The sequence below is a fragment of the Escherichia sp. E4385 genome, assembly GCF_963883145.1.
In the GTDB taxonomy this organism is placed as follows: Bacteria; Pseudomonadota; Gammaproteobacteria; order Enterobacterales; family Enterobacteriaceae; genus Escherichia.
The window spans coordinates 1-24243 of the sequence record NZ_CAWOOJ010000030.1; the positions used below are offsets into that span (position 1 = coordinate 1).

Annotated in this window: 24 protein-coding genes; 15 read left to right on the forward strand and 9 right to left on the reverse strand. The window is 51.7% G+C overall.

The window, feature by feature from the left end:
* Positions 1 to 183 precede the first annotated feature (183 nt).
* Genes gyrB through dnaA form a run of 4 tightly spaced genes read right to left on the reverse strand, consistent with a single transcriptional unit; the run spans position 184 to position 6205 of the window.
* Positions 184 to 2598, reverse strand: a complete 2415-nt coding sequence (gene gyrB / locus AACS80_RS23295) for a DNA topoisomerase (ATP-hydrolyzing) subunit B (RefSeq protein ID WP_130206798.1) — start codon at positions 2596 to 2598, stop codon at positions 184 to 186.
* A 28-nt stretch (positions 2599 to 2626) separates the two neighbouring features.
* Entirely contained in the window at positions 2627 to 3700 is a 1074-nt protein-coding gene (gene recF, locus AACS80_RS23300; protein WP_000060112.1) for a DNA replication/repair protein RecF, read from the reverse strand.
* Complete coding sequence (gene dnaN, locus AACS80_RS23305) at positions 3700 to 4800, reverse strand: DNA polymerase III subunit beta (protein WP_000673464.1); 1101 nt, start codon at positions 4798 to 4800, stop codon at positions 3700 to 3702. Before dnaN ends, recF begins: the two co-directional genes overlap by 1 nt.
* 4 nt (positions 4801 to 4804) lie before the next feature.
* Positions 4805 to 6205 carry a chromosomal replication initiator protein DnaA gene (gene dnaA, locus AACS80_RS23310; RefSeq protein ID WP_000059100.1) on the reverse strand — a complete coding sequence of 467 codons (1401 nt, stop codon included), beginning with the start codon at positions 6203 to 6205 and terminating at the stop codon, positions 4805 to 4807.
* Between the two features lie 296 nt (positions 6206 to 6501).
* On the opposite strand from dnaA, the gene AACS80_RS23315 reads away from it, so the two are divergent.
* From AACS80_RS23315 to yieF, 13 genes are all read left to right on the forward strand, one after another.
* Complete coding sequence (locus AACS80_RS23315) at positions 6502 to 6573, forward strand: hypothetical protein (protein WP_123057980.1); 72 nt, start codon at positions 6502 to 6504, stop codon at positions 6571 to 6573.
* Positions 6574 to 6811: 238 nt separating this feature from the next.
* Positions 6812 to 6952, forward strand: a complete 141-nt coding sequence (gene rpmH / locus AACS80_RS23320; RefSeq protein WP_000831330.1) for a 50S ribosomal protein L34 — start codon at positions 6812 to 6814, stop codon at positions 6950 to 6952.
* Positions 6953 to 6968: 16 nt separating this feature from the next.
* Positions 6969 to 7328 (forward strand): ribonuclease P protein component, encoded by a 360-nt coding sequence (rnpA, locus tag AACS80_RS23325; RefSeq protein WP_000239730.1) that lies wholly within the window; start codon positions 6969 to 6971, stop codon positions 7326 to 7328.
* Complete coding sequence (yidD, locus tag AACS80_RS23330) at positions 7292 to 7549, forward strand: membrane protein insertion efficiency factor YidD (protein WP_001307474.1); 258 nt, start codon at positions 7292 to 7294, stop codon at positions 7547 to 7549. Before rnpA ends, yidD begins: the two co-directional genes overlap by 37 nt.
* Positions 7550 to 7551: 2 nt before the next feature.
* The gene (gene yidC / locus AACS80_RS23335; RefSeq protein ID WP_064525945.1) at positions 7552 to 9198 is read left to right on the forward strand and encodes a membrane protein insertase YidC; all 1647 of its coding nucleotides are present in this window, start codon (positions 7552 to 7554) and stop codon (positions 9196 to 9198) included.
* Between the two features lie 105 nt (positions 9199 to 9303).
* Positions 9304 to 10668, forward strand: a complete 1365-nt coding sequence (gene mnmE / locus AACS80_RS23340) for a tRNA uridine-5-carboxymethylaminomethyl(34) synthesis GTPase MnmE (RefSeq protein ID WP_001282361.1) — start codon at positions 9304 to 9306, stop codon at positions 10666 to 10668.
* Between the two features lie 243 nt (positions 10669 to 10911).
* Positions 10912 to 10986, forward strand: a complete 75-nt coding sequence (gene tnaC, locus AACS80_RS23345) for a tryptophanase leader peptide (RefSeq protein WP_001364348.1) — start codon at positions 10912 to 10914, stop codon at positions 10984 to 10986.
* 222 nt (positions 10987 to 11208) lie between these two features.
* Positions 11209 to 12624: a tryptophanase gene (gene tnaA / locus AACS80_RS23350; RefSeq protein ID WP_138184021.1), complete on the forward strand. Its 1416-nt coding sequence runs from the start codon at positions 11209 to 11211 to the stop codon at positions 12622 to 12624.
* Between the two features lie 90 nt (positions 12625 to 12714).
* The gene (tnaB, locus tag AACS80_RS23355) at positions 12715 to 13962 is read left to right on the forward strand and encodes a low affinity tryptophan permease TnaB (protein ID WP_135410598.1); all 1248 of its coding nucleotides are present in this window, start codon (positions 12715 to 12717) and stop codon (positions 13960 to 13962) included.
* A 134-nt stretch (positions 13963 to 14096) separates the two neighbouring features.
* On the forward strand, positions 14097 to 15272 hold the full coding sequence (mdtL, locus tag AACS80_RS23360; protein WP_135410599.1) for a multidrug efflux MFS transporter MdtL: 1176 nt from the start codon (positions 14097 to 14099) through the stop codon (positions 15270 to 15272).
* On the forward strand, positions 15247 to 16206 hold the full coding sequence (yidZ, locus tag AACS80_RS23365) for an HTH-type transcriptional regulator YidZ (protein ID WP_130215098.1): 960 nt from the start codon (positions 15247 to 15249) through the stop codon (positions 16204 to 16206). Before mdtL ends, yidZ begins: the two co-directional genes overlap by 26 nt.
* A gap of 155 nt (positions 16207 to 16361) precedes the next feature.
* Complete coding sequence (locus AACS80_RS23370) at positions 16362 to 17111, forward strand: 4'-phosphopantetheinyl transferase family protein (protein ID WP_130206812.1); 750 nt, start codon at positions 16362 to 16364, stop codon at positions 17109 to 17111.
* Positions 17112 to 17132: 21 nt separating this feature from the next.
* A complete protein-coding gene (gene yieF / locus AACS80_RS23375) occupies positions 17133 to 17699 on the forward strand; it encodes a class I chromate reductase YieF (RefSeq protein WP_130235770.1) in 567 nt (188 codons plus the stop codon).
* Between the two features lie 53 nt (positions 17700 to 17752).
* Here the strand turns inward: yieF and adeP are convergent, their stop codons facing one another.
* The gene (adeP, locus tag AACS80_RS23380) at positions 17753 to 19090 is read right to left on the reverse strand and encodes an adenine permease AdeP (RefSeq protein ID WP_064525932.1); all 1338 of its coding nucleotides are present in this window, start codon (positions 19088 to 19090) and stop codon (positions 17753 to 17755) included.
* Between the two features lie 166 nt (positions 19091 to 19256).
* Between adeP and yieH the strand changes: the two genes are divergently transcribed.
* Together yieH and cbrC are read left to right on the forward strand one after the other, a co-directional pair.
* Positions 19257 to 19922, forward strand: a complete 666-nt coding sequence (yieH, locus tag AACS80_RS23385; RefSeq protein WP_135410600.1) for a 6-phosphogluconate phosphatase — start codon at positions 19257 to 19259, stop codon at positions 19920 to 19922.
* A 196-nt stretch (positions 19923 to 20118) separates the two neighbouring features.
* Complete coding sequence (gene cbrC, locus AACS80_RS23390; protein ID WP_130222515.1) at positions 20119 to 20706, forward strand: PF03691 family colicin E2 tolerance protein CbrC; 588 nt, start codon at positions 20119 to 20121, stop codon at positions 20704 to 20706.
* A 59-nt stretch (positions 20707 to 20765) separates the two neighbouring features.
* On the opposite strand, the gene phoU is transcribed toward cbrC, so the two are convergent.
* The 4 genes from phoU to pstC all read right to left on the reverse strand — a co-directional run bounded on the left by phoU (position 20766) and on the right by pstC (position 24219).
* Positions 20766 to 21491, reverse strand: a complete 726-nt coding sequence (phoU, locus tag AACS80_RS23395) for a phosphate signaling complex protein PhoU (protein WP_130206818.1) — start codon at positions 21489 to 21491, stop codon at positions 20766 to 20768.
* A 14-nt stretch (positions 21492 to 21505) separates the two neighbouring features.
* Entirely contained in the window at positions 21506 to 22279 is a 774-nt protein-coding gene (pstB, locus tag AACS80_RS23400; RefSeq protein WP_000063126.1) for a phosphate ABC transporter ATP-binding protein PstB, read from the reverse strand.
* A 90-nt stretch (positions 22280 to 22369) separates the two neighbouring features.
* The gene (pstA, locus tag AACS80_RS23405) at positions 22370 to 23260 is read right to left on the reverse strand and encodes a phosphate ABC transporter permease PstA (protein WP_001251991.1); all 891 of its coding nucleotides are present in this window, start codon (positions 23258 to 23260) and stop codon (positions 22370 to 22372) included.
* On the reverse strand, positions 23260 to 24219 hold the full coding sequence (gene pstC, locus AACS80_RS23410) for a phosphate ABC transporter permease PstC (protein WP_000741620.1): 960 nt from the start codon (positions 24217 to 24219) through the stop codon (positions 23260 to 23262). Before pstC ends, pstA begins: the two co-directional genes overlap by 1 nt.
* Positions 24220 to 24243 lie beyond the last annotated feature (24 nt).

Sequence of the window (24243 nt, forward strand, 5' to 3'; positions counted from 1 at the left end):
AGGTGGTTTAGGGATAACAATAAAAAGGGCGGAGATAATCTCCGCCCTTTTCTTATAGCTTCTTGCCGGATGCGGCGTTAACGCCTTCTCCGGCCTACAAAATCATGAAAATTCAATACATTGCATGAGTCTTGTAGGCCTGATAAGCGTAGCGCATCAGGCACGCTCGCATTGTTAACGCCATTAAATATCGATATTCGCCGCTTTCAGGGCGTTCTCTTCGATAAATGCACGACGCGGTTCAACGGCGTCACCCATCAGCGTGGTGAACAGCTGGTCGGCGGCAATCGCATCTTTAACGGTAACGCGCAGCATACGACGGCTTTCCGGGTCCATGGTGGTTTCCCACAGCTGTTCCGGGTTCATCTCGCCAAGACCTTTATAACGCTGGATGGAAAGACCACGACGGGACTCTTTCACCAGCCAGTCCAGCGCCTGCTCGAAGCTGGCTACCGGCTGACGACGCTCGCCACGTTCGATAAACGCATCTTCTTCCAGCAAGCCACGCAGTTTCTCACCCAGCGTGCAGATACGACGATATTCGCCACCGGTGATGAACTCGTGATCCAGCGGGTAGTCAGTATCCACGCCGTGGGTACGCACGCGAACAATCGGCTCGAACAGGTTTTTCTCGGCATTGGTGTGGACATCAAACTTCCACTGGCTGCCGTGCTGCTCTTTGTCGTTCAGTTCGCTGACCAGCGCGTTCACCCAGCGGGTAACGGTCTGCTCATCAGAGAGGTCGGCTTCCGTCAGCGTCGGCTGATAGATAAGCTCTTTCAGCATTGCTTTCGGATAACGACGCTCCATACGCACGATCATTTTCTGCGCCGCATTGTACTCAGACACCAGTTTTTCTAACGCTTCGCCCGCTAAAGCGGGTGCGCTGGCGTTGGTATGTAAGGAAGCACCATCGAGTGCGATGGAGATTTGGTACTGATCCATCGCTTCATCGTCTTTAATGTACTGTTCTTGCTTACCTTTCTTCACTTTGTACAGCGGCGGTTGGGCAATGTAAACGTGACCGCGTTCGATGATTTCCGGCATCTGACGATAGAAGAAGGTCAACAGCAGCGTACGAATGTGCGAACCGTCGACGTCCGCATCGGTCATGATGATGATGCTGTGATAACGCAGTTTGTCCGGGTTGTACTCGTCACGACCAATCCCGCAGCCAAGCGCGGTGATCAGCGTCGCCACTTCCTGGGAAGCCAGCATCTTATCGAAGCGGGCTTTCTCGACGTTGAGGATTTTACCTTTCAACGGCAGAATCGCCTGGTTCTTGCGGTTACGCCCCTGTTTTGCAGAGCCGCCCGCAGAGTCCCCTTCCACAAGGTACAGTTCAGAAAGCGCCGGATCGCGTTCCTGACAGTCCGCCAGTTTGCCCGGCAGGCCAGCTAAATCCAGCGCACCTTTACGACGGGTCATTTCACGAGCGCGACGCGCAGCTTCACGGGCGCGGGCAGCATCGATAATTTTGCCAACCACGATTTTCGCGTCGGTCGGATTTTCCAGCAGGTATTCTGCCAGCAGTTCGTTCATCTGCTGTTCTACCGCCGATTTCACCTCAGAAGAAACCAGTTTGTCTTTGGTCTGAGAGGAGAATTTCGGGTCCGGCACTTTCACGGAGACAACGGCAATCAGGCCTTCACGCGCATCATCGCCAGTGGCGCTGACTTTCGCTTTTTTGCTGTAGCCTTCTTTGTCCATGTAGGCGTTCAGGGTACGGGTCATCGCCGCACGGAAGCCTGCCAAGTGAGTACCGCCGTCACGCTGCGGAATGTTGTTGGTAAAGCAGTAGATGTTTTCCTGGAAGCCATCGTTCCACTGCAGCGCCACTTCAACGCCGATACCGTCTTTTTCGGTGGAGAAGTAGAAGATATTCGGGTGGATCGGCGTTTTGTTCTTGTTCAGATACTCAACGAACGCCTTGATACCGCCTTCATAGTGGAAGTGGTCTTCTTTACCATCACGCTTGTCTTTCAGACGAATGGAGACGCCGGAGTTGAGGAACGACAACTCACGCAGACGTTTCGCCAGAATTTCATATTCGAACTCGGTCACATTGGTGAAGGTTTCGAGGCTGGGCCAGAAACGCACCATCGTGCCGGTTTTATCGGTGTCGCCGGTAACCGCCAGCGGAGCCTGCGGTACACCGTGTTCGTAGATCTGACGGTGAATTTTACCCTCGCGCTGGATAACCAGCTCCAGTTTTTGCGACAGGGCGTTTACTACCGAAACACCAACGCCGTGCAGACCGCCGGACACTTTATAGGAGTTATCGTCAAATTTACCGCCTGCGTGCAGCACGGTCATGATCACTTCCGCCGCCGATACGCCCTCTTCCGGGTGAATACCGGTCGGAATACCGCGCCCGTCGTCCTGTACAGAGACAGAGTTATCGGCGTGAATGGTGACGATAATTTCTTTACAGTGACCCGCGAGCGCTTCGTCGATAGCGTTATCTACCACCTCGAATACCATGTGGTGCAGACCGGTGCCGTCATCCGTGTCGCCGATATACATACCCGGGCGCTTACGCACCGCATCCAGCCCTTTCAGGACTTTGATACTGGAGGAGTCATAAGAATTCGACATCAACGTTTCTCGCTCATTTATACTTGGGTTAATCCGTTATTTTACCCTTTTCCACGGTAAACATCTTCGAATTTTCGTCCGACATGTCTATAACGTGTTCAGCACTGATTGCGCTGACAAAGACCTGTGATTGCGTCGCTTTTAAGCGGCTGGCAAGCAGCCCGCGACGCTCATCATCAAGCTCAGAGGCAAAATCATCTATCAGGTAGAGACACCGCCGCCCGCTTTCACGGGTGAGGAACTCTCCTTGCGCCAGACGTAAGGCGCACATCAACAGCTTAAGCTGCCCACGCGATAAGGTATCTTCCACCGGCGCACCGTCGGCGCGAATGCGTAAGTCCGCTTTGTGCGGGCCGTGCGCGGTGTAGGTTAGCTGGCGATCGCGTTCAAAATTACGTTCCAGCACCTCAGCATATTCTGTCTCTTTCTCCCAGCCGCGCTGGAAAGAGAAAGTCAGAGAAAACTCAGGGAGAAATTGCTTACAGGTATCAGCCATATCGGCCGCGATACCGGCGCTATACTCCGCGCGCCAGGTGCTGATTTGCTCCGCCAGCGGGATCAATTCTTTATCCCACGGGCGTAGCTGTTCGTAACGTGTCACCTGGCGCAGCGCCGCATTACGCTGCTTGAGCAACCGCTTGAGATTGCTCCAGGCGGTGAAAAATCCGGGTTCGTTGTGAAAGCATCCCCAGTCGAGGAATGCTCTTCTGTATTTGGGGCCGCCGTTGAGTAAAGTAAACCCTTCTGGCGTGATCAGTTGCATCGGCATCAGATGCGCCAGCTCCGCGACTTTATGCCCATCAGTACCGTCGATACGGACTTTGCTGTCGCCCTGTTTGTCTTTGGTTAAGCCAATCGCCGTCTCGCGCTCTTCGCCCTGCAAACGCCCGTGGAGCACAAATGCTTCCTGCTCATGGCGAATAACGCGACCAATCTGCAAACTGCGAAACGCCCGACCATGGCCGAGCGTATAGATGGCTTCCAGCACGCTGGTTTTGCCACTGCCGTTGGCACCTACCAGAAAGTTAAAGCCGGGAGATAAAGCGAGATCCGCGGTTTCAATGTTGCGGAAATCGCGGATCAACAAGCGGGTGAGGGACATTACAGTCTCATTGGCATGACAACATAAGCCGCGCTCTGGCTGGCTGCATCTTCAATCTGCACGCTGGAAACCGAATCGGTCAGCATCATGCGGACGTTTTCGCATTTCAGCGCGTTCAGAACATCCAGCACATAGCTGACGTTGAAGCCGATTTCCATCTCCGCACCGCTATAGGTAACGTCGAGGATCTCTTCCGCTTCTTCCTGTTCCGGGTTGTTGGCGGTGATTTTCAGCTGGTTTTCGCTGACATACAGGCGCACACCGCGGAATTTCTCGTTAGAGAGAATTGCCGCGCGAGCAAACGCCTGCTTGAGGAGATCGCAGCCTGCTTCCAGATGCTTGTCCGGATTCTTCGGCAGAACGCGGCGGTAATCCGGGAAGCGACCATCCACCAGTTTAGAGGTGAAGATAAAGTCGCCAACGTGGGCGCGAATGTTGTTGCTGCCAATCTGCACGCGCAGCGGATTGTCGCCGCCGTCGAGCATACGCATCAGTTCAATCACGCCTTTACGCGGCACGATCACCGAATGGCTTGGCAAAGATTGACCAATTGGCATTGAACAGACCGCCAGACGGTGGCCGTCGGTCGCCACGGTGCGCAGTTCTTCACCTTCGGTTTCAAACAGCATACCGTTTAAGTAATAACGAACGTCCTGATGCGCCATAGAAAACTGGGTCGCTTCAATCAGACGCTTCATCGTCGCCTGTGGCAGGGTAAATTCGACTTCGCTCTGCCAGTCATCGAGGTTCGGGAAATCCGCCGCTGGCAGGGTAGACAGCGAAAAACGGCTGCGCCCGGAGCGCACCAGCATCCGCTCACCTTCCAGCTGCACGGCAATTTCCGCGCCTTCAGGCAGACCACGGCAGATATCAAAGAATTTGCGCGCCGGAACGGTCGTCGCCCCTGGTTCGTGCGGCTGAACCAGCGCAACGCGTGCCACCATTTCCATCTCGAGATCAGTACCGGTCAGCGACAACGTACCGTCAGCAACCTGTAACAGCAGATTACCGAGAATCGGTAGCGTAGGACGACCACCTAACGGACCGCTCACCTGTTGTAGCGGTTTTAATAAATGCTCACGTTCTACGGTAAATTTCATAGGTTTACGATGACAATGTTCTGATTAAATTAGAGAAATCTTCTTTGATATCGTGGCTCTCTTCACGCAATTGCTCGATCTTACGGCAGGCATGAAGCACCGTCGTGTGGTCACGACCACCAAACGCATCGCCAATCTCCGGCAGACTGTGGTTAGTCAGCTCTTTCGCCAGCGCCATCGCCATCTGACGTGGACGCGCTACCGAACGGGATCGACGTTTGGAAAGGAGATCCGCGACTTTGATCTTGTAGTACTCTGCCACCGTCTTCTGAATATTGTCGATAGTGACCAGTTTTTCCTGCAAAGCCAGTAAGTCGCGCAGCGCCTCACGTACGAAGTCAATCGTGATCGCCCGTCCGGTAAAGTTGGCGTTAGCAATGACGCGGTTCAGCGCCCCTTCCAGCTCACGTACGTTAGATCGTAGACGCTTGGCAATAAAGAACGCGACTTCGCCCGGCAAACGAATGTCGTTTTCGTCGGCCTTTTTCATCAGGATCGCCACGCGGGTTTCCAGCTCTGGCGGTTCGATCGCCACAGTCAGCCCCCAGCCGAAGCGAGATTTCAAACGATCCTCAACACCGTTGATCTCTTTCGGATAGCGATCCGACGTGAGGATGATCTGCTGATTACCTTCCAGCAGGGCGTTAAAGGTATGGAAAAACTCTTCCTGGGATCGTTCTTTATTGGCGAAAAACTGAATATCGTCGATCAGCAGCGCATCAACGGAACGGTAGTAGCGTTTAAACTCTTCGATCGCATTGTTTTGCAGGGCTTTTACCATGTCCTGAACAAAGCGTTCGGAGTGCATATAAACCACTTTGGCATTCGGCTTGCGCGCCATAATGCCATTACCCACCGCATGAAGCAGGTGGGTTTTACCCAGCCCCGTGCCGCCATAAAGGAACAGCGGGTTATAGGCGCCGCCCGGGTTGTCTGCCACCTGGCGAGCCGCCGCGCGCGCCAGCTGGTTAGATTTACCTTCGACGAAGTTATCAAACGTATGTTTAACGTTGACGTTGGAACGATAGGTCGGTTCTGCCGGAGCCGGAACATTATCCCAGCCTGAGCGCGTAGAAGGCGCAGCACGTTGCGGCTGCACCTGCGCTGCCTGAGCGGGTGCAACTGTATTGCTGGCAGGGACTTTCAGCGTTTGTGTCACGGGCTTTGTGCCCACTTCAAAACGCAGCTGTGGGGCATCCGCTCCGCAGAAACTGGTTAGCAGTCCATTGATATTATTAAGGTACTTGTCCCTTACCCAATCGAGGACAAAACGGTTTGGCGCGTACAAGGCCAGCGTGTTATCGCTCAGTTCCGCCTGCAATGGGCGTATCCACATACTGAATTCTGTGGCTGGTAACTCATCCTGCAATCGGGCAAGACACTGCTGCCAAAGCGAAAGTGACACGGCGGACTCCACTCGAACAAAAGTCGATTATGACTAAGGCTGAAACATTCATGATTGTTGACGCACGTCGAAAAGACCCTGCATGAGGGTGACGCACGAACCGCTGTCTGCGGTTATATGCCCGATCAAGATCCTGCAAAACGATCGGGACCGCGGATCATAGCCTAAACTGCGCAAGAGATCTTCTGTTTCTCACAGATTTTCCCGATTTATCCACAGGGCTTTCCAGAACTCGCTAAGTGTAAACGATCCTGCCGCAAGGCGGGCACGATTTACGCCGCATATTGGAAAATTTAATGACCTTAGACAAAATTAGGCTTAATCGATCTAATAAAGATCCTGGACGATCCTTGCGCTTTACCCGGTAGCCCGTATAATCCTCGCCCCGACGCGCCATGCTGGTTTTCACTGGTGTGAAGCCGTACATTTTCCCAGCGAAAAGGTGCGGAAAAGCGCGGTAAATAAGGAAAGAGAATTGACTCCGGAGTGTACAATTATTACAATCCGGCCTCTTTAATCACCCATGGCTTCGGTGTCCATCGTTTCATTTTTCGGCGGATATCCAATAAAGCCATTGAATTTATTCAAGTTTAGGTAGAAATCGCCATGAAACGCACTTTTCAACCGTCTGTACTGAAGCGCAACCGTTCTCACGGCTTCCGTGCTCGTATGGCTACTAAAAATGGTCGTCAGGTTCTGGCACGTCGTCGTGCTAAAGGCCGCGCTCGTCTGACCGTTTCTAAGTAATATAGCTAACCCCTGCGTGGTTAAGCTCGCATTTCCCAGGGAGTTACGTTTGTTAACTCCCAGTCAATTCACATTCGTCTTCCAGCAGCCACAACGGGCTGGCACGCCGCAAATTACCATTCTCGGCCGCCTGAATTCGCTGGGGCATCCCCGTATCGGTCTTACTGTCGCCAAGAAAAACGTTCGACGCGCGCATGAACGCAATCGGATTAAACGTCTGACGCGTGAAAGCTTCCGTCTGCGCCAACATGAACTCCCGGCTATGGATTTCGTGGTGGTGGCGAAAAAAGGGGTTGCCGACCTCGATAACCGTGCTCTCTCGGAAGCGTTGGAAAAATTATGGCGCCGCCACTGTCGCCTGGCTCGCGGGTCCTGATAGCCCTCATTCGGGTCTATCAACGCCTGATTAGTCCGCTACTCGGGCCGCATTGTCGTTTCACTCCAACCTGTTCAAGCTACGGAATTGAGGCATTGCGCAGGTTTGGAGTGATAAAAGGCAGTTGGTTGACGGTGAAACGCGTATTAAAATGCCACCCTTTACACCCTGGTGGTGACGATCCCGTCCCGCCCGGACCATTTGATACCAGAGAACACTAACGATGGATTCGCAACGCAATCTTTTAGTCATCGCTTTGCTGTTCGTGTCTTTCATGATCTGGCAAGCTTGGGAGCAGGATAAAAACCCGCAACCTCAGGCCCAACAGACCACGCAGACAACGACCACCGCAGCGGGTAGCGCCGCCGACCAGGGCGTACCGGCCAGTGGCCAGGGGAAACTGATTTCTGTTAAGACCGACGTGCTTGATCTGACCATCAACACCCGTGGTGGTGATGTTGAACAGGCTCTGCTCCCGGCTTACCCGAAAGAGCTGAACTCTACCCAGCCGTTCCAGCTGCTGGAAACTTCACCGCAGTTTATTTATCAGGCACAGAGCGGTCTGACCGGTCGTGATGGCCCGGATAACCCGGCTAACGGCCCGCGTCCGCTGTATAACGTTGAAAAAGACGCTTATGTGCTGGCTGAAGGCCAAAACGAACTGCAGGTGCCGATGACGTATACCGACGCGGCAGGCAACACGTTTACCAAAACGTTTGTCCTGAAACGTGGTGATTACGCTGTCAACGTCAACTACAACGTGCAGAACGCTGGCGAAAAACCGCTGGAGATCTCCACCTTTGGTCAGTTGAAGCAATCCATCAATCTGCCACCGCATCTCGACACTGGAAGCAGCAACTTCGCACTGCATACCTTCCGTGGCGCAGCGTACTCCACGCCTGACGAGAAGTACGAGAAATACAAGTTCGATACCATTGCCGATAACGAAAACCTGAACATCTCTTCGAAAGGTGGTTGGGTGGCGATGCTGCAACAGTATTTCGCGACTGCGTGGATCCCGCATAACGACGGCACCAACAACTTCTACACCGCTAATCTGGGTAACGGCATCGCCGCTATCGGCTATAAATCTCAGCCGGTACTGGTTCAGCCTGGTCAGACTGGCGCGATGAACAGCACCCTGTGGGTTGGCCCGGAAATCCAGGACAAAATGGCAGCTGTTGCTCCGCACCTGGATCTGACCGTTGATTACGGTTGGTTGTGGTTCATTTCTCAGCCGCTGTTCAAACTGCTGAAATGGATCCATAGCTTTGTGGGTAACTGGGGCTTCTCCATTATCATCATCACCTTTATCGTTCGTGGCATCATGTACCCGCTGACCAAAGCGCAGTACACCTCCATGGCGAAGATGCGTATGCTGCAGCCGAAGATTCAGGCTATGCGTGAGCGTCTGGGCGATGACAAACAGCGTATCAGCCAGGAAATGATGGCGCTGTACAAAGCTGAGAAGGTTAACCCGCTGGGTGGCTGCTTCCCGCTGATTATCCAGATGCCAATCTTCCTCGCGTTGTACTACATGCTGATGGGTTCCGTTGAACTGCGTCAGGCACCGTTCGCACTGTGGATCCACGACCTGTCTGCACAGGACCCGTACTATATCCTGCCGATCCTGATGGGCGTAACGATGTTCTTCATTCAGAAGATGTCGCCGACCACTGTGACCGACCCGATGCAGCAGAAGATCATGACCTTTATGCCGGTCATCTTCACCGTGTTCTTCCTGTGGTTCCCGTCAGGTCTGGTGCTGTACTATATCGTCAGCAACCTGGTTACCATTATTCAGCAGCAGCTGATTTACCGTGGTCTGGAAAAACGTGGCCTGCATAGCCGCGAGAAGAAAAAATCCTGATTCGGTGAGTTTTCGCTAAAATAAGGGCGGTCAGTTGACCGCCTTTTTTCTTTTCGTAGGGCGGATAAGCACCGCGCATCCGCCACACAAAGCAACAGGAACATCATGAGCGATAATGACACTATCGTAGCCCAGGCCACGCCTCCGGGACGTGGCGGCGTTGGCATCCTGCGCATCTCCGGCCTCAAAGCCCGTGAAGTTGCCGAAACCGTGCTGGGTAAACTGCCTAAGCCGCGCTACGCCGATTATCTTCCGTTTAAAGACGCCGACGGCAGCGTGCTCGATCAGGGGATTGCGCTATGGTTCCCTGGCCCGAACTCGTTCACCGGCGAAGATGTGCTGGAACTGCAGGGTCATGGCGGTCCGGTGATCCTCGACCTGCTGTTAAAACGTATTCTGACCATTCCCGGCCTGCGAATTGCCCGCCCTGGCGAGTTTTCAGAACGCGCGTTTCTTAACGATAAACTTGATTTAGCCCAGGCAGAAGCGATTGCCGATCTGATCGATGCCAGCTCGGAACAGGCAGCCCGTTCGGCACTTAACTCGCTGCAAGGCGCATTCTCCGCACGGGTCAACCATCTGGTGGAAGCCCTCACCCACTTGCGCATTTACGTCGAAGCGGCAATTGATTTCCCCGATGAAGAGATCGATTTCCTCTCCGACGGCAAAATTGAAGCCCAGCTCAATGACGTAATTGCCGATCTTGACGCAGTACGCGCCGAAGCTCGTCAGGGCAGCCTGTTGCGCGAAGGGATGAAAGTGGTGATTGCCGGGCGTCCTAACGCCGGTAAATCGAGCCTGCTGAACGCGCTGGCTGGGCGTGAAGCGGCGATCGTAACCGATATCGCCGGAACCACGCGTGACGTGCTGCGTGAGCATATCCACATTGACGGAATGCCGCTGCATATCATCGACACCGCCGGGTTACGTGAAGCCAGTGACGAAGTGGAACGTATTGGTATCGAGCGTGCGTGGCAGGAAATTGAACAGGCCGACCGCGTGCTGTTTATGGTCGATGGCACCACGACAGATGCCGTTGATCCGGCAGAGATCTGGCCGGAATTTATCGCCCGTCTGCCAGCGAAACTACCGATCACCGTGGTGCGCAATAAAGCCGATATCACCGGCGAAACGCTGGGAATGAGTGAAGTGAACGGTCACGCGTTAATTCGTCTCTCGGCAAGAACTGGTGAAGGTGTGGACGTGCTGCGTAACCATCTCAAACAGAGCATGGGCTTTGACACCAACATGGAAGGCGGCTTCCTGGCGCGCCGTCGTCACCTACAGGCGCTGGAACAGGCGGCGGAGCATTTGCAGCAAGGTAAAGCACAGCTGTTGGGCGCATGGGCTGGCGAATTGCTGGCGGAAGAGCTGCGCCTGGCGCAGCAGAACTTGAGCGAGATTACTGGGGAGTTTACCTCTGACGACCTACTGGGGCGGATTTTCTCCAGCTTCTGTATCGGTAAGTAACCGTACTTACGAAGCCGCATCTGGTAATCAGGATGCGGCTTTGTTTTCCTGTTTGCATACTTTTTATTAATCAATTCATCTTATAAACATTAAAATTTTAATGCAGCGTATTTTTCTGAGAAAAAGCATTTAATAATGCGTCTCGAACGATTGTGATTCGATTCACATTTAATAAACTTAGGAATAGATATAAAAATCTTAATGTAATAGTGTAGCAACATGTCTTTCGAGGATAAGTGCATTATGAATATCTTACATATATGTGTGACCTCAAAGTGGTTCAATATTGACAACAAGATTGTCGATCACCGCCCTTAATTTGCCCTTCTGTAGCTATCACCAGAGTCAAACCAATTAGATTCAATGTGATCTATTAGTTTGCCATGCCTTAATTTTACCTTTTAGACAAGCCATTATTGCTTTATCTATTTGCTCGTCTAAATAAATGTACTCACATACATAATTATGGTGAATTAATGGTTATTGCAGACGCAATATTCACAGGGATCACTGTAATTAAAATAAATGAAGGATTATGCAATGGAAAACTTTAAACATCTCCCTGAACCGTTCCGCATTCGTGTTATTGAGCCAGTAAAACGTACGACTCGCGCTTACCGTGAAGAAGCGATTATTAAATCTGGTATGAACCCGTTCCTGCTGGATAGCGAAGATGTGTTTATCGATTTACTGACCGACAGCGGCACCGGGGCGGTAACCCAAAGTATGCAGGCAGCAATGATGCGCGGCGACGAAGCCTACAGTGGCAGCCGCAGCTACTATGCGTTAGCCGAGTCAGTGAAAAATATCTTTGGTTATCAATACACTATTCCGACTCACCAGGGCCGTGGCGCAGAGCAAATCTATATTCCAGTACTGATTAAAAAACGCGAGCAGGAAAAAGGTCTGGATCGCAGCAAAATGGTGGCGTTCTCTAACTATTTCTTCGATACCACTCAGGGCCATAGCCAGATTAACGGCTGTACCGTGCGTAACGTCTATATCAAAGAAGCCTTCGATACTGGCGTACGTTACGACTTTAAAGGCAACTTTGACCTCGAAGGATTAGAACGCGGTATTGAAGAAGTTGGCCCGAATAACGTGCCGTATATCGTTGCGACCATTACCAGCAACTCCGCAGGCGGCCAGCCAGTTTCACTGGCAAATATGAAAGCGATGTACAGCATTGCGAAGAAATACGATATTCCGGTAGTGATGGACTCCGCGCGCTTTGCTGAAAACGCCTATTTCATCAAACAGCGTGAAGCGGAATATAAAGACTGGACTATCGAGCAGATCACTCGCGAAACCTATAAATATGCCGATATGCTGGCGATGTCCGCCAAGAAAGATGCGATGGTACCGATGGGCGGCCTGCTGTGCGTGAAAGACGACAGCTTCTTCGATGTCTACACCGAATGCAGAACGCTGTGCGTAGTGCAGGAAGGCTTCCCGACTTATGGTGGTCTGGAAGGCGGTGCGATGGAGCGTCTGGCGGTCGGTCTGTATGACGGCATGAACCATGACTGGCTGGCTTATCGTATTGCGCAGGTGCAGTATCTGGTCGATGGTCTGGAAGAGATTGGCGTAATATGCCAGCAGGCGGGCGGTCATGCGGCGTTCGTTGATGCCGGTAAACTGTTGCCACATATCCCGGCAGATCAATTCCCGGCACAGGCACTGGCGTGCGAATTGTATAAAGTCGCCGGTATCCGTGCGGTAGAAATTGGTTCCTTCCTGTTAGGTCGCGATCCGAAAACCGGTAAACAACTGCCTTGCCCGGCAGAACTGCTGCGTTTAACCATTCCACGCGCAACATATACCCAAACACATATGGACTTCATTATTGAAGCCTTCAAACATGTGAAAGAGAACGCGACAAATATTAAAGGATTAACCTTTACCTACGAACCAAAAGTATTGCGTCACTTCACCGCAAAACTGAAAGAAGTTTAATTAACACTACAGAGTGGCTATAAGGATGTTAGCCACTCTATTTCCCCTACACCTCAATAACAAAAATAGCCTTCCTCTAAAGGTGGCATCATGACTGATCAATCAGAAAAAAAGCACTCTGCATTTTGGGGTGTTATGGTTATAGCCGGTACAGTAATTGGCGGTGGGATGTTTGCTTTACCTGTTGACCTTGCCGGTGCCTGGTTTTTTTGGGGCGCTTTTATTCTTATTATCGCCTGGTTTTCAATGTTACATTCAGGCCTATTATTATTAGAAGCGAACTTAAATTATCCCGTCGGCTCCAGTTTTAACACCATCACCAAAGATTTAATTGGCAACACCTGGAACATTATTAGCGGTATTACCGTTGCCTTCGTTCTCTATATTCTCACTTATGCTTATATCTCTGCTAACGGCGCAATCATTAGCGAAACGATATCGATGAATTTGGGCTATCACGCTAATCCACGCATTGTCGGGATCTGTACGGCCATTTTCGTTGCCAGCGTATTGTGGATAAGCTCTTTAGCCGCCAGTCGTATTACCTCGTTGTTCCTCGGGCTGAAGATTATCTCCTTTGTGATCGTGTTTGGTTCTTTCTTCTTCCAGGTCGATTATTCCATTCTGCGCGATTCCACCAGCACGACTGTGGGGACGTCTTACTTCCCGTATATCTTTATGGCTTTGCCGGTGTGTCTGGCGTCATTTGGTTTCCACGGCAATATTCCCAGTCTGATTATTTGCTATGGCAAAAAGAAAGATAAACTAATCAAAAGCGTAGTTTTCGGCTCGCTGCTGGCACTAGTGATTTATCTCTTCTGGCTTTATTGCACGATGGGGAATATCTCGCGAGAAAGTTTTAAAGCGATTATCTCCTCGGGCGGCAACGTTGATTCACTGGTAAAAACGTTCCTCGGCACCAAACAGCATGGCATTATCGAATTTTGCCTGCTGGTGTTCTCCAACTTAGCTGTCGCCAGTTCGTTCTTTGGCGTCACGCTTGGGCTGTTCGATTACCTGGCGGATCTGTTTAAGATTGATAACTCCCACGGCGGACGTTTCAAAACCGTGCTGTTAACCTTCCTGCCACCCGCTTTGTTGTATCTCGTCTTCCCGAATGGCTTTATTTACGGGATTGGCGGTGCAGGACTGTGCGCCACCATCTGGGCGGTCATTATCCCCGCGGTGCTGGCAATCAAAGCTCGCAAGAAGTTTCCCAATCAGATATTCACGGTCTGGGGCGGCAATCTTATTCCGGCGATTGTCATTCTCTTTGGTATCACCGTGATTTTGTGCTGGTTCGGCAACGTCTTTAACGTGTTACCTAAATTTGGCTAAGCCCTTAAAGAAGCCAGCGGTCATTCGCTGGCTTCTTGCCTGAAAGGAAATCTCTTTTGTCCAAATGGCAACTCGCCTGATTCTCCTTCACCACGTATGCTTTGCGTCACCTTCCCGTCAGGACGCTTTATCCCATGTCCCGCTTTTTAATTTGTAGTTTTGCCCTGGTTTTACTCTATCCCGCAGGTATTGATATGTACCTGGTCGGCTTACCGCGCATCGCCGCCGATCTCAATGCCAGCGAAGCGCAGTTGCATATTGCGTTCTCCGTTTACCTTGCGGGGATGGCAGCAGCAATGTTATTTGCCGGTAAAGTGGCCGACCGTTCAGGGAGAAAACCTGTCGCCATCCCCGGCGCGGCGCTATTTATTATCGCCTCTGTGCTCTGTTCACTGGCTGAAACCAGCGCGTTATTTCTTGCAGGACGCTTTCTGCAGGGACTCGGCGCGGGCTGTTGTTACGTGGTGGCATTCGCGATTTTACGCGACACGCTGGACGATCGACGTCGGGCAAAAGTGCTGTCATTACTCAACGGCATTACCTGCATCATTCCGGTGTTAGCGCCAGTGCTTGGCCACCTGATTATGCTTAGGTTCCCGTGGCAGAGCCTGTTCTGGGTAATGGCGCTGATGGGTGTCGCGGTACTCATGTTGTCATTGTTTATTTTAAAAGAAACCCGCCCTGCGGCACCTGCCGCTTCGGGCAAAACACGAGAAAATACCGAGTCGTTGCTTAACCGCTTTTTCCTCAGCCGAGTGCTTATCACCACCCTCAGCGTCTCAGTCATCCTTACCTTCGTGAATACGTCGCCAGTATTGCTGATGGAAATCATGGGCTTTGCGCGCGGAGAATACGCCACCATTATGGCGTTGACCGCTGGCGTCAGCATGACCGTTTCATTTTCTACGCCATTTGCGCTGGGAATTTTTAAGCCACGTACGTTGATGATCACCTCGCAGGTGTTATTTCTGGCGGCGGGAATCATCCTTGCGGTTTCGCCTTCCCATGCAGTTTCGCTGTTTGGCATCACGTTGATTTGCGCTGGTTTTTCGGTGGGATTCGGCGTGGCAATGAGTCAGGCATTAGGGCCGTTTTCATTACGCGCGGGCGTAGCCAGTTCGACATTAGGCATTGCACAGGTTTGCGGTTCATCACTGTGGATTTGGCTAGCGGCGGTAGTCGGCGTAGGCGCATGGAATATGCTGATCGGGATTCTGATTGCCTGTAGCATAGTGAGCCTGTTGCTGATTATGCTCGTCGCACCTGGACGCCCCGTTACCGCTCATGAAGAAATCCATCACCACACTTGATTTGAATTTGCTGCTCTGCCTGCAACTGCTGATGCAGGAGCGCAGCGTGACCAAAGCGGCGAAACGGATGAACGTGACGCCTTCGGCGGTGAGCAAATCTCTGGCAAAGCTTCGGATATGGTTTGATGACCTGCTCTTTGTGAACTCACCGCTGGGCCTGACGCCAACGCCGCTGATGGTCAGCATGGAGCAAAATCTGGCGGAGTGGATGCAAATGAGCAATCTGCTGCTGGATAAACCGCACCACCAAACGCCACGTGGTCTGAAGTTTGAGCTGGCAGCAGAATCGCCGCTGATGATGATTATGTTTAATGCGCTGTCGAAACATATTTACCAGCGTTACCCACAGGCGACGATCAAACTGCGTAACTGGGATTATGACTCGTTGGATGCAATTATTCGTGGAGAAGTGGATATCGGTTTTACCGGACGAGAAAGCCACCCTCGCTCGCGAGAACAGCTTAGTCTTCTGCCGTTGTCTATTGATTATGACGTATTATTTACAGACTTACCGTGCGTCTGGTTGCGCAAAGATCATCCGGCGCTGCGTGAAGAATGGGATCTGGATACTTTTTTACGTTATCCACATATCAGCATTTGCTGGGAACAGAGCGATACCTGGGCGCTGGACAATGTGTTGCAGGAATCAGGACGCGAACGCACGATTGCCATGAGTCTGCCAGAATTCGAGCAGTCACTATTTATGGCGGCGCAGCCCGACAATCTGCTACTGGCGACCGCACCGCGCTACTGTCAGTACTACAACCAACTCCACCAGCTTCCACTGGTTGCACTCCCTCTCCCGTTTGACGAAATCCAGCAAAAAAAGCTGGAAGTGCCGTTTACTCTGCTGTGGCACAAACGGAACAGCCATAACCCGAAGATCGTCTGGTTACGGGAAACCATTAAAAATCTTTACGCCTCGATGGCATAATTAAATCGTATAAAATGCGACCACATTTCGCGATGAAATGTAAAAAACATGTAATAAATTTGTCTGAATCGAACTTTTCGCCGCTTTAGTCTGTCCATAATTTTAGTAAATGATTACTCTGTATTCATAATGGACCATTAAGCATGGAGCGAAAAATGGCGACTCACTTTGCCCGAGGGATTTTAACGGAAGGACACCTGATATCTGTTCGTCTACCCTCCCAGTGTCATCAAGAAGCCCTAAATCTTCCCCCTCATCGTCAAAGTCGTTTCCTGGCGTCCAGAGGTTTACTCGCAGAACTGATGTTCTTGCTGTACGGCATTAGTGAATTGCCGGAAATCGTCACCCAGGCTAAAGGAAAACCGGTTTTCCACGATAAAAATTTACCATCATTTTCAATAGCCTATGCCGGAAACATGGTCGGAGTGGCGTTAACAACTGAAGGTGAATGTGGCCTCGATATGGAACTACAGCGCGCGACTCGCGGGTTTCATAGCCCTCACGCGCCCGATAACCATGCTTTTTCCAGCAATGAATCACTATGGATCAGCAAGCAAAACGATCCTAACGAAGCGCGAGCGCAGCTCATCACGCTGCGCCGAAGCGTGCTAAAACTTACCGGTGATGTTTTGAATGACGACCCGCGAAATCTGCAGTTGATGCCCATTGCGGGACGCCTGAAATGTGCCCATGTAAATCATGTAGAAGCGATATGCGACGCAGAGGAAGTGCTGGTATGGTCCGTGGCGGTCAGCCCAGCGATTGAAAAGCTCAATGTCTGGGAGTTTGATGGCAAGCAAGGCTGGAAAAGCCTGCCGGATATTCACAGCCGCGCCAATAATCCAACCAGCCGGATGATGCGTTTTGCCCAGCTCTCTACCGTGAAGTCATTTTTGCCAAATTGATAGACAACCACAGGAGTCATCATGTCTGAAAAATTGAAGGTGGTTACGTTATTGGGAAGCCTGCGCAAAGGTTCATTTAATGGCATGGTTGCACGTACGCTGCCGAAAATTGCCCCAGCGGGTATGGAAGTTAACGCGTTGCCATCTATTGCTGACATTCCCTTATATGACGCAGACGTACAGCAGGAAGACGGTTTTCCAGCAACGGTTGAAGCTCTGGCGGAACAGATTCGTCAGGCAGATGGTGTGGTGATCGTGACGCCGGAATATAACTACTCGGTGCCGGGTGGACTGAAAAATGCCATCGACTGGCTTTCCCGCCTGCCCGATCAGCCATTGGCCGGTAAACCGGTGTTGATTCAGACCAGCTCAATGGGCGTAATTGGCGGCGCACGCTGTCAGTATCATCTGCGCCAGATTCTGGTCTTCCTGGATGCAATGGTGATGAACAAACCAGAGTTTATGGGCGGTGTGATTCAGAACAAAGTCGATCCGCAGACAGGAGAAGTGATTGATCAGGGAACGCTGGACCACCTGACCGGGCAGTTGACCGCATTTGGCGAGTTTATTCAACGCGTTAAGATCTAAATAAAAAACCCGCCAGCAATCATGCATGGCGGGTTTTTAAGGCGCTATCGATTTTAGTGGGCGTCGATAAAGACAATTTTCAGCACAAACAGCAGCGCCACGATAATCACGCACGGGCTAAGGTCGCGCAGACGGCCTGTACCGATTTTCATCACGCAGTAGGAGATAAAGCCCAGCGCAATACCTTCGGTAATCGAGAAGCTAAACGGCATCATCACGGCAGTAATAAACGCCGGAACGGATTCGGTGAGATCCTGCCATTTCACACGCGCAAGACTTGAGGTCATCAGTACGCCAACGTAAATCAGCGCGCCAGCCGCGGCGTAGCCAGGCACCATCCCCGCCAGCGGCGACAGGAAGATAACCAGCAGGAACAGCAAACCAACAACCACTGCCGTCAGACCAGTACGCCCACCAACGGAAACGCCGGAGGAGGACTCAATATACGCCGTAACAGAAGACGTACCGATAAACGAACCGGTCACGGAAGAGATACTGTCGACATACAGCGCCTGCTTCATGCGCGGGAATTTACCTTTCTCATCCGCCAGACCTGCTTTATCAGTCACGCCAATCAGCGTACCGGAGGAGTCAAACAGGTTAACCAGCATGAAAGAGAAAATCACGCCAGCCAGTCCGAGGTTGAATGAACCAGCTAAATCCACATGCCCCACCACGGTCATCACGCTCGGCGGCGCGGAGACAATGCCGTTGTAGTGCACATCACCCAGCATCCAGCCTAGTAGCGTTGTCACCACGATAGAAACCAGCACCGCTGCGTGAATGTTACGTGAAGCCAGAATGGCGATGATGAAGAAGCCGAGGATACCCAGCAGCACACTGTGAGAAGTCAGATTACCGATACTCACCAGCGTTTCCGGATTAGCGACAATCACACCTGCGTTTTTCAGCCCCATCATGCCAATGAACAGGCCGATACCGCTGGTGATCCCCACACGCAGACTCACCGGAATGTTGGCAATCATCCAGTAGCGAACACGGAAGATTGTCAGTAACAGCAGACCAATTGCGCCCCAGAAGATTGCACCCATCCCGACCTGCCACGGTAAGCCCATCGCCTGCACAACGACAAAGGCGAAGAATGCGTTCAGGCCCATAGCTGGTGCTAGCGCGACTGGCAGGTTAGCAAACAGCCCCATCAGAATACTGCCGAACGCAGCAATCAGACAGGTGGTGACGAAGACGGCGCTGGTGTCCATGCCAGCAACGCCGAGAATTTGCGGGTTAACAAAAACGATGTAAACCATCGTCAGGAAGGTGGTAAAACCGGCGATCACTTCGGTCCGTGCCGTCGTGCCATGTTCGCGCAGTTTAAACACGCGTTCCAGCATCCCCTGGCCAGAAGCCTGGGTTGTGTGTTGTTGACTCATTATCTATTTCCGAACAAGGAGGGAAAATACGTCGCTATCGTATACCAAAATGAGACAATATGGACGGCTGAAGATAACTTTTTTTCATTGTATTTGCTTATACGGCAACGATTGCGTCATGCGAATATGCCTGACGAAAACGTTAAACTAACGATAAAGGAAAGACATGTCCCAGATAGAAGCGGTATTTTTCGACTGCGACGGTACGCTGGTCGACAGTGAGGTTATTTGCTCTCGAGCCTATGTCACGATGTTCAGGGAATTTGGCATTAACGTTGACCTTGAAGAAATTTTTACCCGCTTTAAAGGCGTAAAACTCTACGAAATCATCGACATCATTAGCAAAGAACAGGGCGTAGAAATAGTCCGTGCCGATGCCGAACACGTTTACCGTGCGGAAGTGGCGCGCCTGTTTGATAGCGAGCTTGAGGTGATTGCAGGAGCGAACGAATTGCTGGCTAGTGTGAAAGTGCCGATGTGCGTCGTCTCTAACGGTCCGGTCAGCAAGATGCAGCATTCGCTTGGTAAGCTCAATATGCTGCACTATTTCCCGGAAAAGCTGTTCAGTGGCTATGACATCCAACGCTGGAAGCCCGACCCGGCGTTAATGTTCCATGCGGCAAAAGCGATGAATGTGAACGTTGAAAACTGCATTCTGGTCGATGACTCCAGCGCCGGTGCGCAGTCAGGAATCGATGCCGGTATGGAGGTGTTTTACTTCTGCGCTGACCCGCACAATAAGCCGATCGTTCATCCGAAAGTCACCACCTTTACCGAGTTGGCGCAGTTACCTGCACTCTGGAAGGCACGAGGCTGGGATATTACGGCATAACGCTTCAAACTCCCTTCACTTACTCCACCCGGCAAGGCGCTCAAAGGTAAGCAAAGGGAGTTTGATATGTCAGTTCAACGTCGGGTAATGCATCACGCGTCTACCAGGATTCGGTATTTAATATCCTGAAACAGACTCTTTACGCTAAGCGGGATGCTTTATCTTTAAGCTACTCAAAAGCAGACAGGATGTTTCTATGACTCAAAATATCAGGCCGTTACCCCTATTCAAATATCATCCAAAACCACTGGAAACAGGCGCATTTAAGCAGGATAAAACCGTAGAGTGCGATTGCTGTGAACAACCGACGTCAGTTTATTACTCTGGTCCTTTTTATTGTGTTGATGAAGTTGAATATCTCTGTCCGTGGTGCATTGCGGACGGTTCTGCGGCAGAAAAGTTTGCAGGTAGTTTTCAGGATGATACAAACATTGAAGGCGTTGAATTTGAGTATGATGAAGAGGACGAATTTGCCGGTGTTAAGAACACATATCCTGACGAAATGCTGAAAGAGTTGGTTGAACGCACGCCAGGTTATCATGGATGGCAGCAGGAATTCTGGCTCGCACATTGTGGCGATTTCTGTGCTTTTATCGGCTATGTGGGCTGGAATGAGATAAAAGATCGCCTCGATGAATTTGCCAATCTTGAAGAAGATTGTGAAAATTTCGGTATTAAAAATTCTGATCTAGCTAAATGTTTGCAAAACGGCGGTGATTGTCAGGGTTATCTGTTCCGCTGTCTCCACTGCGGCAAACTGAGACTGTGGGGCGATTTTTCGTAATGCTACTCTGCCCGGTAAGTTTTACCGGGCAGAGAGCCAGGTGCAGCGCACGCTTAGCGTTACGCTTTCGAATCTTTCTCTGCCAGCAATTTATCCAGCTCATCGCCGCCGACGTGACGGAAATCCTGCCCCTTCACGTAGTAGAAGATGTATTCGCAGATATTCTGGCAGCGGTCACCAATACGTTCGATTGAACGTGCGCAAAACAGCGCAGTAAGTACGCTCGGAATGGTGCGCGAATCTTCCATCATGTAAGTCATCAGCTGGCGCACGATACCTTCGTACTCCTGATCGACTTTTTTATCTTCACGATAAATACGCACCGCTTCGTCAATATCCATGCGCGCAAACGCGTCCAGCACGTCATGCAACATCTGGATAGTGTGACGCCCCAGTGATTCCAGGCTTACCAGCAACGGCTGATGCTGCTGGGAGAATTTCTCCAGTGCAGTGCGACAGATTTTATCCGCCACGTCGCCAATACGCTCCAGCTCGGAAATGGTTTTACTGATAACCATCACCAGACGCAGGTCGCTCGCCGTCGGCTGACGTTTGGCAATAATGCGCACGCAGGCTTCATCGATTGCCACTTCCATCATGTTGACGTTTTTATCGCCTTCGATGACCCGCTTCGCCAGATCGCTGTCCTGGTTGTGCATCGCGGTGATTGCATCAGAAAGCTGCTGCTCCACCATGCCGCCCATGGTCATCACCTGCGTGCGGATGCTTTCCAGTTCGGCGTTGAACTGGCCGGAAATATGTTTATTAAGATTGAGACTGTCCATAACGCACTCCTGAATCAACCGTAACGACCGGTGATGTAGTCTTCTGTTTGTTTCTTCGCTGGCTTGGTGAACAGATCGTCCGTGTTGCTGAACTCAATCAATTCGCCCAGATACATAAACGCAGTGTGGTCGGAACAACGCGCAGCCTGCTGCATGTTGTGGGTGACGATCACCACGGTGTAATCCTGCTTCAGTTCGGTGATCAGCTCTTCAATACGCCCGGTAGAGATGGGGTCGAGCGCCGAACACGGTTCGTCGAGCAGCAGCACTTCCGGGCGAATGGCGATACCACGCGCAATACACAGACGCTGTTGCTGACCGCCAGAGAGAGAGTAACCGCTCTGGTGCAATTTATCTTTGGTTTCGTTCCACAATGCGGCTTTGGTCAATGCCCACTGCACGCGCTCGTCCATGTCAGCACGGGAGAGCTTCTCAAACAGACGCACGCCAAAGGCGATGTTGTCGTAAATGGACATCGGGAACGGCGTCGGTTTCTGGAACACCATGCCCACTTTCGCACGCAGCAGGGCGATATCCTGAGTGTTGGTCAGGATGTTGTCGCCATCGAGCAGAATTTCACCTTCCGCGCGCTGCTCTGGATACAGTTCAAACATTTTGTTGAAGGTACGCAGCAGCGTCGATTTACCGCAGCCGGACGGCCCGATAAACGCCGTAACCTGGTTTTTAGCGATATCCAGGTTGATGTTTTTCAGGGCATGGAATTTGCCGTAGTAGAAGTTCAAATTACGAACCTGAATTTTACTCGGGGCAGTTTCAACCATACTCATTGCAATCTTTTCCTCATCGTGCCTGATGCACTTCGCTAATCAGGCTTACCGTAGGCCGGATAAGGCGTTCACGCCGCATCCGGCAAAGTGTTAACCGTGTTTATTCTTCGCAAATACAACGCGCGCCAGAATGTTCAGCAGCAGTACGCACAGGGTAATGATCAACACCCCGGCCCAGGCCAGTTGCTGCCATTCCGCAAACGGACTCATCGCAAACTTAAAGATCGTTACCGGCAGGTTGGCGATCGGTTGCATCATGTCCGTGCTCCAGAACTGGTTGGAGAGCGCGGTAAACAGCAGCGGCGCGGTTTCACCAGCAATACGGGCAATCGCCAGCAGGATACCGGTCATAATCCCGGACACCGACGCTTTCAGCGTAATCGCGGAGATCATCTTCCACTTCGGCGTACCCAGCGCATAAGCCGCTTCACGCAGGCTGTCCGGCACCAGTTTCAGCATGTTCTCGGTGGTGCGGATAACAATCGGCACCTGTAACAGCGCCAGTGCAATCACACCCGCCCAGCCGGAGAAGTGCTCCATCTGCGCCACCACGATGGTGTAAACAAACAGACCAACCACAATCGACGGCGCGGAGAGCAGAATGTCGTTAATAAAGCGAATCACTTCTGCCAGCCAGGATTTACGACCATATTCCGCCAGATAAATCCCCGCCATAATGCCCAGCGGCGTACCGAATACCGTGGCCCACAAAATTAACAGCCCGCTACCCGCCAGGGCGTTCGCCAGACCACCGCCTTCCGTATTTGGCGGCGGCGTCATTTCAGTGAACAGCGCCAGCGACATACCATCGATACCGCGAGTGATGGTGGACATTAAAATCCAGATCAGCCAGAACAGACCGAAGGCCATCGTCGCCATCGAGAGCGTCAGTGCAATACGGTTTTTGAGGCGGCGACGCGCCTGCATTTTGCGGCGGGATTCTGCCAGCGCCGCAGTGGTTTGCATTTCAACCATAGCCATTAACGTGCCCCCTCATTCTTAGCCAGGCGCATAATCATAAACTTCGATGCGGCGAGGACGATGAAGGTAATCACAAACAGGATCAGGCCCAGTTCCATCAGTGCGGCAACGTGCAGACCGGATTCCGCTTCGGCAAATTCGTTGGCCAGCGCAGAGGTGATACTGTTGCCAGGCATGTACAGAGAGGCGCTGTCGAGCTGGTAGGTGTTACCGATGATAAAGGTTACCGCCATAGTTTCACCGAGCGCGCGCCCCAGACCCAGCATAATGCCGCCGATGACCCCATTTTTGGTGAACGGAAGAACGATACGCCAGATAACTTCCCAGGTGGTGCAGCCGATACCGTAGGCCGACTCTTTCATCATCACCGGGGTTTGTTCAAACACATCGCGCATAACTGCCGCAATGTACGGAATGATCATGATGGCGAGGATCACGCCTGCTGCGAGGATACCGATACCAAAGGCCGGGCCGGAGAACAGCGCGCCGACAATCGGGATATTCGACATGATATTGCCGACCGGCTCCTGGAAGTAAACAGCAAACAGCGGCGCGAAGATAAACAGGCCCCACATGCCGTAAACGATACTTGGAATGGCTGCCAGCAGCTCAATGGCGATACCCAGCGGGCGTTTCAGCCAGCCAGGCGCAAGCTCGGTCAGGAACAGGGCGATACCGAAACTCACCGGAACGGCGATCAGCAGCGCGATAAACGAAGTCACCAACGTACCGTAGATCGGCACCAGCGCCCCGTAGATATCGTTCGGCGCATCCCACTCTTTGGTCCACAGGAAAGCCAGACCAAATTTCTGAATGCTCGGCCAGGAGGAGATGATCAGAGAGACAATAATGCCACCCAACATCAATAGCACAATCAGCGCCGCCAGTTTTACCAGCACGCTGAAAATTATGTCGCCCTTTTTACCCGGTGGGTTAAAAGCAGGCTTGGTTGCAGCCATAAGTTACTCTTCAGTTAAACGCGT

Coding starts and splice junctions, on each gene's coding strand:
- pstB (WP_000063126.1), bottom strand. CDS start 22,279: ATGAGTATGGTTGAAACTGCCCCGAGTAAAATTCAGGTTCGTAATTTG.
- gyrB (WP_130206798.1), bottom strand. CDS start 2,598: ATGTCGAATTCTTATGACTCCTCCAGTATCAAAGTCCTGAAAGGGCTG.
- yieF (WP_130235770.1), top strand. CDS start 17,133: ATGTCTGAAAAATTGAAGGTGGTTACGTTATTGGGAAGCCTGCGCAAA.
- yidC (WP_064525945.1), top strand. CDS start 7,552: ATGGATTCGCAACGCAATCTTTTAGTCATCGCTTTGCTGTTCGTGTCT.
- cbrC (WP_130222515.1), top strand. CDS start 20,119: ATGACTCAAAATATCAGGCCGTTACCCCTATTCAAATATCATCCAAAA.
- yidD (WP_001307474.1), top strand. CDS start 7,292: ATGGCGCCGCCACTGTCGCCTGGCTCGCGGGTCCTGATAGCCCTCATT.
- pstC (WP_000741620.1), bottom strand. CDS start 24,219: ATGGCTGCAACCAAGCCTGCTTTTAACCCACCGGGTAAAAAGGGCGAC.
- yieH (WP_135410600.1), top strand. CDS start 19,257: ATGTCCCAGATAGAAGCGGTATTTTTCGACTGCGACGGTACGCTGGTC.
- adeP (WP_064525932.1), bottom strand. CDS start 19,090: ATGAGTCAACAACACACAACCCAGGCTTCTGGCCAGGGGATGCTGGAA.
- pstA (WP_001251991.1), bottom strand. CDS start 23,260: ATGGCTATGGTTGAAATGCAAACCACTGCGGCGCTGGCAGAATCCCGC.
- dnaN (WP_000673464.1), bottom strand. CDS start 4,800: ATGAAATTTACCGTAGAACGTGAGCATTTATTAAAACCGCTACAACAG.
- yidZ (WP_130215098.1), top strand. CDS start 15,247: ATGAAGAAATCCATCACCACACTTGATTTGAATTTGCTGCTCTGCCTG.
- tnaA (WP_138184021.1), top strand. CDS start 11,209: ATGGAAAACTTTAAACATCTCCCTGAACCGTTCCGCATTCGTGTTATT.
- tnaB (WP_135410598.1), top strand. CDS start 12,715: ATGACTGATCAATCAGAAAAAAAGCACTCTGCATTTTGGGGTGTTATG.
- mdtL (WP_135410599.1), top strand. CDS start 14,097: ATGTCCCGCTTTTTAATTTGTAGTTTTGCCCTGGTTTTACTCTATCCC.
- mnmE (WP_001282361.1), top strand. CDS start 9,304: ATGAGCGATAATGACACTATCGTAGCCCAGGCCACGCCTCCGGGACGT.
- recF (WP_000060112.1), bottom strand. CDS start 3,700: ATGTCCCTCACCCGCTTGTTGATCCGCGATTTCCGCAACATTGAAACC.
- AACS80_RS23370 (WP_130206812.1), top strand. CDS start 16,362: ATGGCGACTCACTTTGCCCGAGGGATTTTAACGGAAGGACACCTGATA.
- rpmH (WP_000831330.1), top strand. CDS start 6,812: ATGAAACGCACTTTTCAACCGTCTGTACTGAAGCGCAACCGTTCTCAC.
- phoU (WP_130206818.1), bottom strand. CDS start 21,491: ATGGACAGTCTCAATCTTAATAAACATATTTCCGGCCAGTTCAACGCC.